Source organism: Streptomyces yerevanensis (genome assembly GCF_000716805.1).
In the GTDB taxonomy this organism is placed as follows: Bacteria; Actinomycetota; Actinomycetes; order Streptomycetales; family Streptomycetaceae; genus Streptomyces; species Streptomyces flaveus.
Genome location: NZ_JNWJ01000047.1, coordinates 92,599 through 108,870 on the forward strand (window position 1 = coordinate 92,599; position 16,272 = coordinate 108,870).

Consider the following 16,272-nt stretch of genomic DNA (forward strand, 5'->3'; position numbering starts at 1 on the left):
GTCAGGTGATGGCCAAGCCGTACTTCTCGCTGACCCGGTGGATCTCCTCCACCGGGTACGGCGTCTGTCTGCTCTCGTCGTGGAACGTGCGGTTGAAGCCCGACACCACCGCGGCCAGCGGTGCCCAGCGGGCGATGACCGCCGCCGCCGCGTCGGGGATTCCCGTGAGGCGCTCACCCCGGGTGCAGGCGCGCACCGCCGCCTCGCGCTCCTCCCGCTCGTAGTCGTACAGGTCCTTGAGCAGCCAGTTCACCAGCCAGGTCATCGTGTAGGCGCGGTCGTAGGCGCGGTGCCGGTCGTAGAAGGCGGCGTGGCTCGGCGACAGGTCGAAGCGGGAGGAGAGTGCGAGGCCGAAGTCGGTGAAGTACAGGCGCCGGCCGTCGGTGAGGATGTTCTGGAAGTGGGCGTCGAAGTGCAGGAGCCCGCGCGCGTTCATGAAGGAGACGCCCACTTCCAGTTCCCGCTCCACCAGGGAGCAGGCCTCGTTCGCGTCCTCCGTGCGCATCCGTTCGCCCAGCCAGGTGTGCAGGGTCTGCGGGATGTACTCCAGGAACAGCGCGACGCTCGCCGATGACCGACCGAGGGCCTCGATCCGGTGGCGTACCTCCGGACCACCTCCCCAGTAGGCGACGGCCCGGTCCACATCGGCCAGGTCCTCGGGAAGGGGCTGCGCCGGGTCCGGCAGCACGCGCCAGTGGTACATCAACGGGAAGCCCTGGTACTCGTCCCCGAGCACCCAGTTGGTGGTCATGATGTGCACGGCGAGCTCCCGCCAGATCCCGAAGCCCGCCCCGCCGATGGCGCCGATGCCGTACTGACAGAAGGCGGGCAGCCCGAACAGGTTCGCCGTGGACCGGACGTTCTCCGGCAGCGCCTCCAGGTCGGTGAGCGGCACCCGCTTCACGAACACGGGGCGTCCGGCGACCTCCATCAGCACCGACTGCCCGCCGATGCCGGAGCCCAACGGCACGGCGGCGTCCACCAGTTCACGCAGTCGGTGATCATTGCACAGGGCGAGCGTTGTGGAGACGGCGCTGTGGGCGGCCAGTCGCGCTCCGCGTGACATGTCAGGGGACTCTGTCTCCGCCATTACCGCGCCCACCCGTCTCCTGGCATGACCGCCACCCTACGTAACGGCCATTCGGCCGCCCGGACCCCTCCCCATTCGCCCCCCTCCGCGCTGCGCACCTGACCGACCCGCGTTAATTTGTTCGTGTTTCTGCTGTTTTCCGGCTGGTTTTCTTCAGGCTGGGGGTGAAGGGTCGACGATGCCCAAGACCTTGCACGTCCCGCTCGTCGATGCCGAGCGGCGCCACCCGCCGGCGCGGGCCCGCACCGCGCGGCGCTTCGGCGGTCAGAGCGGGCTCGCGCTCGTGGCGGGCGCCTTCACGCTCGCTCAACTGACGCTCGTACGCCCCGGGTTGGGCCTCGGCTGGGACGAGGTGGTGTACGTCAGTCAGGTCAGCCCGGAGGCTCCGGCGGCGTTCTTCAGCGCGCCGCGCGCCCGCGGCATCTCGCTGCTGGCCGCGCCCGTCGCCTCGTGGTCGACGTCCACGGAACTGCTGCGGGTCTATCTGGCACTGCTGTCCGGACTCGGCCTGTTCCTCGCGCTGCGCGCCTGGCGGGGACTGTTCCCCCTGCGCGTGCTGGCCCTGGCGGGCGCGCTGTTCGCGACGCTGTGGGTGACCCTCTTCTACGGCCCGCAGGTCATGCCCAACTACTGGGTCGCGATCGGTGCCCTGGCGGGTGTCGGATACTTCCTGCGCGCCCAGGCGGACAGCTTCGACCGGGCGGCGCTGTGGGGCGTGGGCCTGAGCGCGGCGCTGATGGCGTGGATGCGGCCCACCGACGCGGTCTGGGTGACCCTGCCGCTGCTCGCCCTGCTGGTGTGCGTGCGCCGTTGGCGGCGATGGCCACTGCTCCTGTCGCTCGTCATGGGGCTGGCGGCCGGGGCGGCCGAGTGGGTCGTCGAGGCGTACGTCGCTTATGGCGGCCTGAGGCAGCGGCTGGCCGACGCCTCCCTGGTCCAGGGCGGCCTTGGCTGGAACCTCGCCGTCGACGACCAGTTGCGCTCCCTGGCCGGCCGTACGCTGTGCCGCCCGTGCACCGCGCCGTGGCCGCACCCGGCGGTGATGATCTGGTGGTTCGTGCTCCCCCTGCTCGCCGCCCTCGGCCTGGCGGTCGCCGTCCGGGCCCGCCGGACCGCCGCCACCCTCCTGCCCCTGGCCTGCGCCGCGACGGCCGCCTTCCCGTACCTGTTCCTGATCGGATACGCGGCGCCACGCTTCCTGCTGCCCGCCTACGCACTGCTGGCGCTCCCGGTCGCGGGCGCGCTCGTCCACCTGGTGACCCCGCGGAGCCGACGGTGGCGGAAGGTGGCCGTGTCCCTGGTGGCGTTCGGTCTCGCCGGGCACCTCGTGATCCAGTACGCGGTGCTGAACCACGTCGTGGACGGCACCTACGCCGCCCGCCGCGACTGGGCCCGCACGGCAGCGGAGCTGCACCGGCTCGGCGTACGGCCGCCGTGCCTGCTGACCGGGTACGAGGCCATCCCGATCGCCTTCTACACCGGGTGCGCCTCCGCCCAGACCTCCGGCAACAACGCCAACACCACGCGGGCGGAGATCGTGCGGACCGCCGGGCGGTTGCCGGTCGCCGTCCTCACCACGCAGGGAGGCCAACCGCCCGCGTACGCCCGCACCTGGCAGCCTCACCGGATCGCTGATGTGCGGATCTATGTGGCACCCGCCGTGCACGGCGAGCGGGGCGGCAACCGGGCGACAGCGCGCATAGCTGGTCTCACCCGGGGTACGTGGGAAACCCCGTCCCGAACCGCAACGCACTGATGAGGAGGAAGGCCATGATCGCCATCCCCGAGGCAGTGCTCACGGCCGCCGCGCAGGACGCTCTGCGCGATCTCAAGCGCCACCGTTACGACCCGTCGGCCCTGGACACCCTGATCGCCTGCGATGTCCTCGTGCCCCTGCCCGACGACATCGCCACGCGTGACGCCCAGGACAGCGGCCTCCTGACCCTCCCCGTACTCGAGTACCCGCCGGGAACCCAGGCCGTGGTGGCCTTCACCTGCGAGGAAAGGCTCTCGGACGCCTTCCCCGAGATCTACTGCTACCGCCAGCTGCAACTCGAGGTCCTGGCGGTCAACTGGCCCACCGAAACCGACCTCACCCTGGCCATCGACCTCGGCCACCCGGACGCGGTCACCTTCACCTCGGAGGCCGTACGCAGCGTGCTCTCCCATTGCCAGAGGTAACAGAGGTAACTAGGTGACGAGCCGGAGGACGTCGGCCAGGCCCCGGTCGCCGGTGCGGTTCTCGGCCGGGAGGATGTAGGTCCGTAGGCCGCAGGCGGTCGCGCCGCCGTCGCGGACCGGGTTGTCGCCGACCATGAGAGTTGCGCGGGGGTCGACGCCCAGGTCTGCGCAGGCCTTGAGGAAGAGCTGGGGGTCGGGCTTTTCGCGGCCCTGCTCATAGGAGATGACACAGGCGTCGATCAGGTCGTCCAGGGCGTGCTGGGCAAGGTGGGTCCGCAGGTCCCAGGCGAAGTCGCTCACGATGCCGATGCGCAGTCCGCGAGCGCGGAGGCTGCGCAGGGTGGGCGCGGTGTCGGGGTAGGGGAGCCAGGCGTCCGGCGCGGTGAGTTCCCGGTAGGCCGCCTCCTCCACGCCTCGTAGGAAGTCGACGTGACCCCACCATCCCCGCATGGCGTCGCGATGCCGTTCGGGAGACAGGTCCCGGCCCTCCTGGAGGGCGGCGACCGCGGGCAGCCGGAACGCGGTGCGCAGTTGCCGGGAGATCTCGGCCACGGCGCCCTGCTCGTGCAGCAGAGCGAGGCGGCCGGTGGCTGTGCCGATCCGGCGCAGCCATGTCTCGAGGTCGATCATCTGGAAGATCGTGTTGCTGAAGTCGAACAGCACGGCTTCGACCCGCGGTACGGGATCGGCCATCTCGGTGGCGGTGAGCCGATAGGCGCTGGGAGTTTCGAACAGGGTCTGTATCACGGGGAGGGTTCTCCGGGGTCGACTGTCTCGACGGGGACTCCCAGCTCGCGGATGGCCGCGAGCTCCGCGTCGGGGGCGCCGGTGTCGGTGATGACGGTCTGGTAGTCGGCCGCGGTGCCGTACGCGTAGGTGGCGGCCTTGCCGAATTTCGAGTGGTCCACGAGGAGTACGGCCCGCTCGGCGGAGGCGAGCATGGCCAGCTTGACCTCGGCGTACTCGTTCAGGGGGTGGAAGAGCTCGCCCGAGAGGACGGCGGTGGCGGACATCAGGGCGAGATCGGCACGTATGCCGGACAGGGCGCGGGTGACCGCGGGACCCGTACAGGAGTTGAAGTCGCCGTGATAGCGCCCGCCGAGCAGGGTGACGTCCACGCCGGAGGCCGTTCCCAGGCGTTGCGCCAGGCCCACCGAGTTGGTGACGACGGTGAGTTGGTCGAGCTCCGCGAGGGCGGGGGCGAGGGGGAAGAGGGTGGTGGAGTCGTCCATGAGTACCGTGCTGCCCGGCCTGATCCGGGCGACGGCCGCCGCGCACAACGCGGCCTTGGCCGAGTGCTCGGTGCTCTCGCGGAAACGGGTGGCCGTCTCCATGGTGAGCGCGGGGAAGGCGACGGCCCGGCCGCGTTCCTTGCGGAGCAGGTGACGCTGGGCCAGGTCGTCGAGGTCGCGGTGCATCGTCATCAAGCTGACGTCGAACCGGTCGGCGAGGTCGTCGATGCGTGTCTCGCCGTGTTCGGCGACGTGTCGCAGGACGGCCTGACGCCGCTCCTCGACCGCGGCCTGCGACGACCGTGTCCTGGCGGGCACTGCGGCTCTCCTTCCATCCATGTCCTGCGTCCGTCGCGCTTCTGCCGACGGACTGACGGACCAGGGCCTGCACAGCGCTGCGGTCACGGCGTTCACGGCCAGTGCGGTCGGGCTCCTCCACGAAGCTTCAAACTCGAAGTTTCGCATACGCGGCGGGAGGGACCGGCGCCTGCGCGGCCGTCGCCCAGAGCACCCGCACACCGCTAGAGAGCTTCCAGAGTGACCAGGACCTTGACGTGTTCCGGTTGGAGGGAGGCGGCGAAGGCCTTGCCGGCGTCCTCCAGTCCGTACGTGGCGGTGACGACCTCGTCGACGTCGATGGTGCCCGAGGAGATGAGGGAGATGGCGGTGCGGTAGTCCTCGGCGGTGTACATCAGGGTGCCTTCGATACGGATCTCCCGGTCCTGGACCAGGTCGAGGCGGATCGGAGTCGGGCCGCCGGCGCCCACGCCCACCACGACGATGTGACCGCCCTTGGCGACCAGGCCGGTCGCCTGGGCCATGGACTGCTCCCGGGCCACGCAGTCGAAGACGACATCGACCGGACCGCCGAGCGCCGCGTGGACCTGCTCGACCAGGTCGGGGGCGTCGGCGGGCAGGGCTGTGTCGGCGCCGAGGCGCAGCGCCCGTTCCCGTTTGCCGTCCATGAGGTCCGTGACGGCGATCCGGGCGGCGCCCGCGTGCCGGGCGGCGATGAGGGTGAACAGGCCGATGGGCCCGGCGCCGAGGACGACGACGGTACGTCCGGTGAGGTCACCGGCCTTCGCCACGGCGTGCACCGGGGTGGCCAGCGGTTCGACGAGAGCCGCCTCGATGTCGGTCATGCCGCCGGGGACGCGATGGACGCGGGCGGCGGGGATGGTGAACAGGTCCGCCATGGCGCCGGGGGTCTGGCAGCCGAAGACCTTCAGCTCCTGGCAGATGTTGTAGCGGCCGGAGCGGCACTGGAAGCACTGGCCGCAGTAGAGGTTCGGCTCGATGAGCACCCGGTCGCCGGAGGCGAAGTCCTCGACGCCCGCACCCACGGAGGCGATGACACCGACTGCCTCGTGTCCGGGACGGTAGGGCAGGTCGATGAACGGGTGATGCCCGAGGGCGGCATGGGTGTCGGAGCCGCACACGCCGACCACGGTGGTACGGACGAGGAGTTCACCGGCGCCGGGCACGGGGGCGTCCGTCCGTTCGATCTGGATGTCGTCGATCGACCGGACGAGTACGCGGCGGATCTGCTGGTTCATGGGGGTGGGGTTCCGTTCGGGTCGGGTGCTCACTTCACGGCTCCCAGGGACAGGCCGCGGACGAGTTTGTCCTGGGCGGCGAAGCCGGCGATGAGGACCGGCAGGGAGACCAGGGTGGCCGCCGCGCACAGCCGGGCCAGGAAGAGGCCTTCGTTGGTGATGAAGCCGACCAGGAACACCGGGGCGGTGGAGGCCTGGGTGGCGGTGAGGTTGACGGCGAACATGAACTCGTTCCAGCTGAAGATGAAGCAGATCAGCGAGGTGGCGGCGAGTCCGGGCATGGCGATGGGGGCGACGACCCGCCACAGCACGGTGAGCAGGTTGGCCCCGTCCATCTCGGCGGCTTCCAGGATCTCCTTGGGGACCTCGGCGAGGAACGAGCGCATCATCCACACCGCGATCGGCAGGTTCATCGCGGTGTACAGGACGATCAGCGTCCAGACGTTGTCCAGCATCCCGACCTCTTTGACGATCATGTAGACCGGGAGCAGGGCCGCGATGGCCGGCAGGAACTTCGTGGACAGGAAGAAGAACATCACGTCGGTCCACTTCTCGACCGGCTTGATGGACAGCGCGTAGGCCGTCGGCACCGCCAGGGCGAGCACCAGCAGGGTGGAAATGACGCTGGCCATGGCCGAGTTGAGGAGGAAGGGGGTGATGTCCCGGCTGAACAGCGTTTCGTACTGGTCGAAGGTGAGCGGGGCGAACGGGGTGGGCGGGTTGGTCGCCGCGTCGGCCTCCTGGTGGAAGGAGGTGAGCACCATCCACGCCACCGGCGCGAAGAACGCCAGGGTGGCGAGCCAGGCGACGAAGGTCCACAGGGGCGAAAGACCCTGCGCACCGCCGTGGTCGCCCTGCTTGTCGTGACGACGGACGAGCTTCCTGACTTTCGCTCCAGGGGCGGCGACTGCTGCGTGAGCGGTCATCGGGATATCTCCTCACGGAACAGCGACGCGATGGTGCGCAGCGCGAACGTCGCGATCACGATCGAGCCGAGTACGACGACGACACCGGCGGCGGCCGCCTCGCCGTACTCGTACTTGCGGAACATGGTCAGGTAGATCTCGTAGGGCAGGTTGGTCGTCTGGGAGCCGGGGCCGCCCTGGGTGATGGTGTAGACCGCGTCGAAGGTCTGCACGACGTAGATCGTGCCGAGCAGGATGCCCAGCTCCAGGTACTGGCGCAGGTGCGGCAGCGTGATGAAGCGGAAGGTCGCCATGGCCGACGCACCGTCGACGCGGGCCGCCTCCAGGACGTCGCCGGGCTGCGCCTGTAGGCCGGCCAGCAGGATCAGCATCATGAACGGCGTCCACTGCCAGACCAGTGAGAGCACCACCGCCGGCATCGGGTAGGAGGAGATCCAGTCGATGGTGGGGCCGTTGTCGGCGCCGAAGAGGCGGTATACGGCGTTGAGGGTGCCGTTGAGCAGGCCGTAGTCGGGGTTGTAGATGGCGTGCTTCCACAGCAGCGCCGAGGCGACCGGCATGACGAGGAACGGCGCGATGAGCAGGGTGCGCGCCAGCCCGCGGCCGACGAACCTGCGGTCGAGCAGCATGGCGAGGCCGAGGCCGAGGACCACGCTGATGAGGACCACCGACGCGGTGAGCACGACGGTGTTGAGCACTGCCGAGCGCAGCCGCTCGTCGGTGAAGACGAACGTGAAGTTGGACAGGCCGACGAAGTGCCTCTCGCCCGGCTTGAGGATGTTCCACTGGAAGGTGGAGATGACGAGCGTTGCCATGAACGGCAGTTGGGTGACGACGATCGTGAAGATCAGCGCCGGCAGCAGGGGGATGCGCCGCCGCCACTTGCCGGCGCCGGTGGGCTTTCGCCGACGGACGGGCCGTGGCTGTGTCTTCGGTGTACCGGGCGTACCGGATGTCTCGATGAGCGTGGTCATGAAACTTTCCTCTGCCAGTGATGGCCGGGGTAGGGGAGCGGTGCCCGGCCGGCCGACGGGACGGCCGACCGGGCAGGGAAGGTCACCGGTAGTTCTTGGCGACTTCCTCGGCGAGCTTCTGGCCGTCGCCCAATGCCTTGTCCACGCTGGTCTTTCCGGCGATGGCCGCGGAGATCTCCTGGGTCACCTTCGTGCCCAGGTCCTGGAACTCGGGGACGGCCACGAACTGGATCCCCACCGTCGGCCTGGGCTGCACGCCCGGGTCGGACGGGTTGGCCTGCTGGATGGACTGCAGAGTGACGTCACCGAAGCCTGAGGAGGCCTTCGCGTACTCGGGGAGCGCGTAGGTGCTGGCCCGCTTGCCGGCCGGCACCCGCGGCCAGCCGAGCTTCTCGCCGACCAACTCCTCGTACTTCTTGCTGGAGGCCCACAGCATGAACTTCGAGGCCGCGTCCGCCTTCTTGGTGGTCTTGGGCATGGCCCACGCCCAGGCCCACAGCCAGCCGCTGTTGGCCGTCTCGACGGTCGGCGCGTACGCGTAGCCGACCTTGCCGGCCACCTTGCTGGTCTTGGGGTCCTCCAGTGACCCGGCCGCACTGGTCGCGTCGTACCACATCGCGACCTTGCCCTGACTCATCGCGTTCAGGCACTCGGTGAACCCGGCCTGCGGGGCGCCCGCCTCACCGTGCTTCTTCACCAGGTCGACGTAGAAGTTCGTCGCCTCCTTGAACTTCGGGCTGTTGACCTGCGCCTTCCAGTCCTTGGTGAACCAGGTGCCGCCGAAGGTGTTGACCATGGACGTCAGCGGGGCCCCCAGCTCGCCCCAGCCGGCCAGACCGCGCAGGCAGATGCCCTTCATGCCCGGACGGGCGCCGTCCACCTCGGCGGCGATGTCGGCGACCTGCTGCCAGGTGGGACGTTCGGGCACCGTGATGCCCTTCTCCTTCATGACGTCCTTGTTGTACATGAGGAAGGAGGACTCGCCGTAGAACGGCAGGGCGTACAGCTTGCCGTCCTCACCGGACAGGGACTTGACCATCGGCTTGAGCAGGTCGGCCTTGTCGAAGCTCTTGTCCTTGTCGGCGTAGGAGTCCAGTTCCTGCAGCCAGCCGTTCTGCTCCCAGATGGGCACCTCGTAGGCGCCGATGGTGGCGACGTCGTACTGGCCGGCCTGGGTGGCGATGTCCTGGGTGACTTTGTCGCGCAGTTCGTTCTCCGGAAGGATCGTGAAGTTCACCTTGATGCCGGTGTCCTTGGTGAACGTGCTCTTCGTCAGCTTCGCGATGTCTTCCATCTGCGGATTGCCGACCATCAGGACGTTGATGCTCTCGCCGTCACCTCCGCCGGTGCCGCCGCCTCCGGCACCGGCACATCCGGCGAGCAGGAGAGCGGTGGCGGTGGCGCCTGCGATGAGGGCATGTCTGGTCGATGGCATGGCGAGGGTGCCTCTCGTGTGGTGGGTGCTGCGTGCCGCTGCGGCCGTCCCGGGGAGGTGGTCGGCGCGGAAGGTGTTGGCGAGCATTGTTAGCAGAAGACTGCGAGCTTGTTAACGCATCTTGCGATAAATTCTCAGCGGATCTATCGTCGAACCGGCTGCTGGAGGTGCGCACCGCGAAGCGGCTGGCGGGCGATTGTCAGTGGTGGGTGTCACGCTGATGAGAAACAGGACCTGCGAAGGGAACCGCCGTGATCACCACTGAACCCACTCCCGGCTCCCCCTGTTGGACCGACCTCGGTGCCCCCGACGTCCCGGCCGCCGCGGCCTTCTACAGCGCGGTGCTCGGCTGGGAGTACCAGTCCATGGGTGACGAGGGGGGCGGCATGGAGGGCGGGATGTTCCAGAAGGACGGCAAGACCGTCGCCGGGCTCGGCAAGCTCAGCGAGGAGGGTGCCCGTTCGGCCTGGATGATCTACTTCTGCGTCACCGACGCGGACGCCACGACCCGGGCCGTTCAGAACGCGGGCGGCACGGTGCGGGTGGCGCCGCGGGACCTCGACGACTGGGGGCGGATGGCGCAGTACAGCGACCCGCTCGGCGGCCAGTTCGCCGTCTGGCAGCCGGGCACGAACAAAGGCTTCGAGCTGGTGGAGGCGCCGGGCTCACTGTCCTGGACCGAGCTGTACACCAGCGACGCCACCTCCGCGAAGGAGTTCTACGGCGGTGTCTTCGGCTGGCAGTTCGGTGACATGGAAGTGCCGGGCGGCGGAGGCACGTACTCCCTCATCACTCCGCCCGGGCTCCCCGAAGAGCGCATGTTCGGCGGCATGATGGAGCTCAGCAAGGAGGATCTCGCGCTGGCGAACGGCGTGCCGTACTGGCACCCGGTCTTCAACGTCACCGACTGCGACGCGGCGGTCGCCAAGGTCACCGAGAACGGCGGTAGCGTGCAGATGGGTCCGGAGGACGTGGAGAGCGTAGGGCGCCTGGCCGTCTGCCTCGACCCGTCGAACGCGGACTTCGTTGTGCTCACTCCGGCGCCTCCGGCAACCTCGGCAGGGAGTTGAGTCTCGCGAGCCGAACGGTCCGGGCGGTCCTCTGTGCCGCCCGGACCGGATGCTGCCGCGCTCCGCGCGTAGTGCGGTACCAAAGGTGCGGGCCGTCCGTGGCTGGTCGCGCAGTTCCCCGCGCCCCTAAGGAGGCCTGCGGCCTCCCAGGGGCGCGGGGCAGCACTGGACTTCGCCTGCTCCGCTTAGTTGGCGCGTACGCGGAGTGCCCGTCCTGCGGCCTGGATGTGCTGATTCTGGGCGCCCTTCATGGTTTTCGTTAGGTTAGGCTAACCTTTGCGGCGTGCAAGCAGTCGAAGAGACCTCCGCGGCCGTCGGTCCCCGCGGTCATGAACTGTCCGCCACGGGTGTCACCGTGGCGTACGACGGCGTCGACGTCGTACACGACGCGTCGCTGACCCTGCGGCCCGGCGAAGTGACCGTGCTGGTCGGCCCGAACGGCAGTGGGAAGTCGACACTCCTGCGTGCCCTCGCGCGGCTGCAGCGACCCCGGACCGCCACGCTCGTCATCGACGGCGCCGACGGCCTTGCGCTGACCCCGCGTGAGTTCTCCCGCCGCCTGGCTCTCCTGACACAGGGTCGCCCCACGCCCAGCGGGCTGACCGTGCGGGACGTCGTCGAGTTCGGCCGCTACCCGTACCGGGGCCGCTGGGGCAGGGCCGACCCGGACGGCCCGGCCGCGGTGGAGCGCGCCCTGGCCATGACGGGCGTCGCGGAACTCGCCGGGCGCGGCGTCGAGCACCTCTCCGGAGGGCAGCTCCAGCGCGTATGGCTCGCCGGCTGCCTCGCCCAGGAGACCGGCGTACTGCTCCTAGACGAGCCGACGACCTACCTCGACCTGCGGTACCAGGTCGAACTCCTCGACCTCATACGCGACTTGGCGGACGACCACGGGATAGCGGTGGGCGCAGTCCTGCACGACCTGGACCAGGCCGCGGCTCTCGCCGACCGCATCGTGCTCCTCGACGAGGGACGGATCATCGCGGACGGCCTCCCCGAAGACGTACTGACGGCTCAGCGGCTGACCGACACCTACGGCATCCGCATCGAAGTCGGCACCGACCCGCTGACAGGCCGGCTGCGCACCCGCGCGATCGGCCGACACCACACGCGAAGCGAAAGGCTCGACACCACCCCATGAGACGCCTCCTTATGACCACGGCGGCCGCCACCGCCGCGGCCCTCACCCTGACCTCCTGCGGAACGACCGAGCCCGCCGCCGACGAGGCCGACGCGAAGCCGAGCGCCGAGCGCATCACTCTCACCGACGCCGCCGGCGTGAAGGTCGAGCTCGACGGACCCGCCAAGAAGGTCGTCGCGACCGAGTGGAACGAGGTCGAGAGCCTGATCTCGCTGGGCGTCGACCCCGTCGGCGTCGCCGACATCAAGGGCTACAAGACCTGGGACAGCGCCGTCCCGCTCACGAACGACCCCAAGGACATCGGCACGCGCGGCGAGCCGAGCATGGACACCATCGCCGCCCTGTCGCCGGACCTCATCGTCGCCAGCAGCGACCTGAAGCCCGCCGCCGTGAAGCAGCTGCGCGAGATAGCCCCGGTCCTGGTCACGAAGTCCGCCGACGCCGCCGACCCGATCGGCCGGATGACCGAGAACCTCGACCTGTTCGCGCAGGCCACCGGCACCACGGAGCAGGCCGAGAAGCTCAAGTCGGACTTCCGGACGAAGCTCGACGAGGGCAAGAAGGCCCTCGCCGACGCCGGTCTGGCCGGCGCGGAGTACGCCTTCGCCGACGGCTACGTCGTCTCCAACCAGGTCTCCATCCGGCCGTACACCAGCGGTTCGCTCATCGGTGCGGTCAACGAGAAGATCGGCCTGAAGAACGCCTGGACGGTGAAGGGAGACGAGGCCTACGGTCTCGGCGCCACGGACGTGGAGGGCCTCACCAAGCTCGGCGACGTGCAGTTCGCCTACATCGCCAACGACGGAGACAAGAGCAGCACGCCGTTCACCGGCGCCCTGGCCAAGGACTCCGTGTGGACGTCCCTGCCGTTCGTGAAGAAGGGCGACGTCCACCGGCTGCCCGACGGCATCTGGATGTTCGGCGGTCCCGGGTCGATGAGCAAGTACGTCGACTCCGTCGTCGAGGCGCTGACGAAGTAACACCATGACCGTCACCGCAACAACTCCCGCCACCCGTCCGTCGGCGGCCACGTCCCGGACGGGCGCGGCCGCGGTGACGGTCGCTCTGGTACTCCTCGTCGCGGGCCTCGCGATCGCCGACATCACGCAGGGCACCGCCGCGGTCGGCGCACCCGAGGTCTGGAAGGCGCTCACCGGCCAGGCGAACCCTGACGACGCGTCCGTCGTCATCGCCTCCCGGCTGCCGCGGATGACCGCGGGGCTGCTCGTCGGCGCCGTACTCGGCATGGCGGGCGCCGCCCTGCAGTCGGTCAGCCGCAATGTGCTCGCCTCGCCCGACACCCTCGCGGTGAACGCCGGCTCCTATCTGGCCCTCGGCCTTGTCGCCGTCACCGGTGTCACGCTCCCGCTGTTCGCCTCCTCCGGCATCGCGTTCGTCGGCGGCCTCGCGGCGGCGGCCGTCGTGCTCGGCCTGTCCGGCCTCGGCTCGGGCACCGTCCGGCTCGTGCTCGCCGGCAGTGCCCTCACCCTCGGTCTCATGGCCGTCACCGAGGGCCTGCTCCTGCTGTTCCCACAGGAGACAGAGGGCCTCTTCCAGTGGCACCAGGGCAGCATCGCCCAGAACGGGTTCGACGGCGTGCTGCAGATGGCGCCGATCGGTATCGCCGGGCTCGTCGGGCTCCTGCTGCTCGCCCGGCGGATCGACGCCCTGGCTCTCGGCGACGACGCCGCCCGCAGCCTCGGCGTGCCGGTCCGAGCCACCCGGGTCACGGGGGTCGTACTCGCCGCGCTGCTCTCCACGGTGGCCGTCACGCTCGCCGGGCCGATCGGCTTCGTCGGCCTGTGCGCGCCCGCCCTCGTCCGCCCCCTCGCCCGCAGGATCCGCGCGTTCTCACGGACACGTGGCAGCCTTCCGGTCGTGGGTCTCGCCGGTGCGGCGCTGGTACTCGGCTCGGACGTGCTGCTGCGCGCCCTCGTGCCCGCGGACATCGCCGTCGCCGTACCGACCGGCGTGGTCACCAGCCTCGTAGGCGCCGTCTTCCTGATCGTGATGGCCGCCCGGGTCCGGGACACGGCAGGAGCCCCCGCCCCCGACCGGCTGCGCATCAGAAGCAGGACCGTCTTCCTGACCACCACGGCCGTACTGGCGGTGGCGCTCGTCGGCGTGACGATCGCCGCCGTGCTGCTCGGCGACAGCAAGCTGCTGCTGGGCGACGTGGCGAACTGGGCACAGGGCCGGGCGGGCAGGGCCATCACCTTCGTACTCGACACCCGGATGCCCCGGGTCCTCGCGGCACTCCTCGCGGGCGCCGCCCTCGGCCTTGCCGGGACGCTCATCCAAGCCGTGACCCGCAATCCGCTCGCGGATCCCAGCATCCTGGGCGTTTCCGGTGGCGCCGCGCTCGGTGCCGTGCTCCTCGTGACGACGGTGCCCGCCGTCGGCTCGTGGGGCGTGGCCGGCGGCGCGTTCGCGGGGGCCGCGATCAGTTCCGTCCTCGTGTTCGGGCTCGCCGCGCGGGGCGGGTTCCAGCAGAACCGGCTCGTCCTGGTCGGGTTCGGCGTCGCCACCGGGGCGGCTGCCCTGATCGGTCTGCTCATCATCCTCACCGACCCGTTCAACGCGGCGCTGGCGCTCACCTGGCTGTCGGGTTCCACCTACGGGCGGACCGGGCCCGACGTGGTGCCCCTCGCGGCCGTACTCGCCGTGGGCCTCCTCGTCGCCTGCCTGCGGCGCACCGAGCTCGACCTCGTGTCGCTCGACGAGGACACCCCGAGGCTGCTGGGGCTCGGGCTGGCACGGGGGCGCCTCGGCTTCCTGACGCTGGCCGTCCTGCTCAGCGCCACCGCCGTGGCCGCCGCGGGCACGATCGGCTTCGTGGGACTGGTGGCACCGCACGCGGCCAGGGCCCTGGTGGGCCGGCAGCACGTGAGGGTGGTGCCGGTCGCGGTGCTGCTCGGCGCGACGCTTGTGTGTACGGCGGACCTGGTGGGCCGTACGGTCATTGCGCCGGCTCAGCTTGGCGCCGGCCTCATGACGGCTGTGATCGGCACGCCGTACTTCCTTTACCTGCTGGTGCGTTCGCGCTCCGCTTGAAGGCGGGGGTGCCTCTGGCGGTTGGGCGGGGCGCCTACGGGGGTGGTTCGTTTGGTTCGTGGGCGGGTGCGGGTGTGTGGGTGGCTGGTCGCGCAGTTCCCCGCGCCCCTGGGGTGGGTGGTGGGTCGGGGTCGTGGGCCGGTGCGTCAGCCCGTCGCAGGGCGGGCATACGGCCCTTTGCTGGTACACGGTGCGGGTTCTCCGAGACAGAACCTAAGCGACGGGCATACGACGCACCGGCCCACGACCCCTCCCGCCGGAGGGAGGGCGCGGGTGAGTGGTGGCTTAGGGGTGCGGTACCGCACCGGACTTCGCCGGACCCGCTTAGGATCCGGAGCCCATCCGTGTGCCCGCGTGAGAGCAGCGGGCCGCCCTCAGTGAACAGGAACCGTCGTGATCTCCGCCGTCGTCATGCCCGAACCCGGTGCACCGCTTGAACTCCGTTCCTTCGCCCGTCCCGAACTGGAGCCCGGCGCGATCCTGCTGCAGACCCTGGGAAGCGAGGTGTGCGGTACGGACGGGCATCTGTGGAAGGGACAGCTCGCGGGTGTGCCGTACCCGATCATTCCCGGGCACGTCAGTGTGGGGCGGATCAGCGCGCTGGGGCCGGGGGAGGTGCCTCGGGACGTGGACGGGGTTCCGCTGCGGGTCGGGCAGGTCGTGACGTTCCTCGACGTGTACGGGACCTGCGGGCGCTGCTGGTACTGCACCGTCGGCCACGCCACCACCCGCTGCCCGGAGCGGAAGGTGTACGGGGTCACGCTCTCGGCCGACGACGGACTGCTGGGCGGCTGGGCGGAGTACATCCACCTGAAGGCGGGCGTCCATGTGATCCCGTTGCCCGACGAACTGGACTGGCGCGCGTTCCTCTCCGGAGGCTGCGGCATGCCCACCGCGCTGCACGCCGTGACGCTCGGCGAGATCGCCTTCGGTGACACGGTCGCGGTCCAAGGCGCGGGCCCCGTCGGCCTGTGTGCCGCCGTCCTCGCCCAACTGCGCGGCGCCGGAAGGGTGATCGTCATCGGAGGGCCCGAGGCCAGACTGGCCGCGGCGACCCGTTTCGGCGCCGACACCGTCATCGACATCGGCAGCACCACGCCTGAGGAACGGATCGCGGCAGTACGGGAAGCGACCGCGGGACGCGGCGCGGACGTCACGATCGAGGCGACCGGTGTGCCCTCGGCGGTGCCCGAGGGCATGCGGCTCACCCGGGACGCCGGGCGATACGTGATCGTGGGCCAGTACACCGACGCCGGTGAGGCGACCTTCAACCCGCATCTCGACCTGAACCAGAAGCACTTGGACATCCGCGGCTGCTGGGGCAGCGATGTGGGGCACGTGTACCGGGCGGTCCAGGTCATGGCCCGGTACGGACGGATCTTCCCGTGGACCGACCTCATCACCAGGGAGTACGGCCTCACCGAAGCACAGGCCGCGTTGGAAGACGTCGCGGCCCAGCGCGTGGTGAAGGCGCTCATCGTGCCGCGGCAGGAATGAGTCGTGCGGCAGCGGGCGCACGACGCCTAATGGGAGCTAAGGAGCCGGGGAATGCTCGGTTCCGTAGCCGCCAGCAGGTGAGCACTATCGACGCCGGAAGCACTGACTTCTGCGGT

At 69.9% G+C, this 16,272-nt stretch carries 14 protein-coding genes; 7 read left to right on the forward strand and 7 right to left on the reverse strand.

Annotated features, from left to right (window positions below; all coding sequences use genetic code 11):
* Window position 1: 1 nt before the first annotated feature.
* A complete protein-coding gene (locus tag OP79_RS36370; RefSeq protein WP_033326489.1) occupies window positions 2–1,066 on the reverse strand; it encodes a protein kinase family protein in 1,065 nt (354 codons plus the stop codon).
* 202 nt (window positions 1,067–1,268) lie between these two features.
* On the opposite strand from OP79_RS36370, the gene OP79_RS36375 reads away from it, so the two are divergent.
* Together OP79_RS36375 and OP79_RS36380 are read left to right on the forward strand one after the other, a co-directional pair.
* The gene (locus OP79_RS36375; protein WP_245685569.1) at window positions 1,269–2,846 is read left to right on the forward strand and encodes a hypothetical protein; all 1,578 of its coding nucleotides are present in this window, start codon (window positions 1,269–1,271) and stop codon (window positions 2,844–2,846) included.
* Window positions 2,847–2,860: 14 nt separating this feature from the next.
* Window positions 2,861–3,271, forward strand: a complete 411-nt coding sequence (locus tag OP79_RS36380) for an SseB family protein (protein ID WP_033326437.1) — start codon at window positions 2,861–2,863, stop codon at window positions 3,269–3,271.
* Window positions 3,272–3,280: 9 nt separating this feature from the next.
* On the opposite strand, the gene OP79_RS36385 is transcribed toward OP79_RS36380, so the two are convergent.
* The 6 genes from OP79_RS36385 to OP79_RS36410 all read right to left on the reverse strand — a co-directional run bounded on the left by OP79_RS36385 (window position 3,281) and on the right by OP79_RS36410 (window position 9,394).
* Window positions 3,281–4,018 (reverse strand): HAD family hydrolase, encoded by a 738-nt coding sequence (locus OP79_RS36385; RefSeq protein WP_051745184.1) that lies wholly within the window; start codon window positions 4,016–4,018, stop codon window positions 3,281–3,283.
* Window positions 4,015–4,821 (reverse strand): DeoR/GlpR family DNA-binding transcription regulator, encoded by an 807-nt coding sequence (locus OP79_RS36390; RefSeq protein WP_245685570.1) that lies wholly within the window; start codon window positions 4,819–4,821, stop codon window positions 4,015–4,017. Before OP79_RS36390 ends, OP79_RS36385 begins: the two co-directional genes overlap by 4 nt.
* Before the next feature lie 203 nt (window positions 4,822–5,024).
* Entirely contained in the window at window positions 5,025–6,092 is a 1,068-nt protein-coding gene (locus tag OP79_RS36395) for a zinc-dependent alcohol dehydrogenase (protein ID WP_245685571.1), read from the reverse strand.
* Complete coding sequence (locus OP79_RS36400) at window positions 6,089–6,985, reverse strand: carbohydrate ABC transporter permease (RefSeq protein ID WP_078492225.1); 897 nt, start codon at window positions 6,983–6,985, stop codon at window positions 6,089–6,091. The genes OP79_RS36395 and OP79_RS36400 overlap by 4 nt, the downstream gene beginning before the upstream one ends.
* Complete coding sequence (locus OP79_RS36405) at window positions 6,982–7,959, reverse strand: carbohydrate ABC transporter permease (protein WP_033326442.1); 978 nt, start codon at window positions 7,957–7,959, stop codon at window positions 6,982–6,984. Before OP79_RS36405 ends, OP79_RS36400 begins: the two co-directional genes overlap by 4 nt.
* Window positions 7,960–8,041: 82 nt before the next feature.
* On the reverse strand, window positions 8,042–9,394 hold the full coding sequence (locus OP79_RS36410; protein WP_033326494.1) for an ABC transporter substrate-binding protein: 1,353 nt from the start codon (window positions 9,392–9,394) through the stop codon (window positions 8,042–8,044).
* Window positions 9,395–9,645: 251 nt separating this feature from the next.
* Between OP79_RS36410 and OP79_RS36415 the strand changes: the two genes are divergently transcribed.
* The 5 genes from OP79_RS36415 to OP79_RS36435 all read left to right on the forward strand — a co-directional run bounded on the left by OP79_RS36415 (window position 9,646) and on the right by OP79_RS36435 (window position 16,156).
* The gene (locus tag OP79_RS36415; protein ID WP_033326447.1) at window positions 9,646–10,464 is read left to right on the forward strand and encodes a VOC family protein; all 819 of its coding nucleotides are present in this window, start codon (window positions 9,646–9,648) and stop codon (window positions 10,462–10,464) included.
* 283 nt (window positions 10,465–10,747) lie between these two features.
* A complete protein-coding gene (locus tag OP79_RS36420) occupies window positions 10,748–11,605 on the forward strand; it encodes an ABC transporter ATP-binding protein (RefSeq protein WP_033326449.1) in 858 nt (285 codons plus the stop codon).
* Window positions 11,602–12,585 (forward strand): iron-siderophore ABC transporter substrate-binding protein, encoded by a 984-nt coding sequence (locus tag OP79_RS36425; RefSeq protein WP_033326453.1) that lies wholly within the window; start codon window positions 11,602–11,604, stop codon window positions 12,583–12,585. The genes OP79_RS36420 and OP79_RS36425 overlap by 4 nt, the downstream gene beginning before the upstream one ends.
* Before the next feature lie 4 nt (window positions 12,586–12,589).
* Entirely contained in the window at window positions 12,590–14,659 is a 2,070-nt protein-coding gene (locus tag OP79_RS36430) for an iron ABC transporter permease (RefSeq protein ID WP_033326455.1), read from the forward strand.
* Between the two features lie 393 nt (window positions 14,660–15,052).
* Complete coding sequence (locus OP79_RS36435) at window positions 15,053–16,156, forward strand: zinc-binding dehydrogenase (RefSeq protein WP_211270929.1); 1,104 nt, start codon at window positions 15,053–15,055, stop codon at window positions 16,154–16,156.
* Window positions 16,157–16,272: the final 116 nt, after the last annotated feature.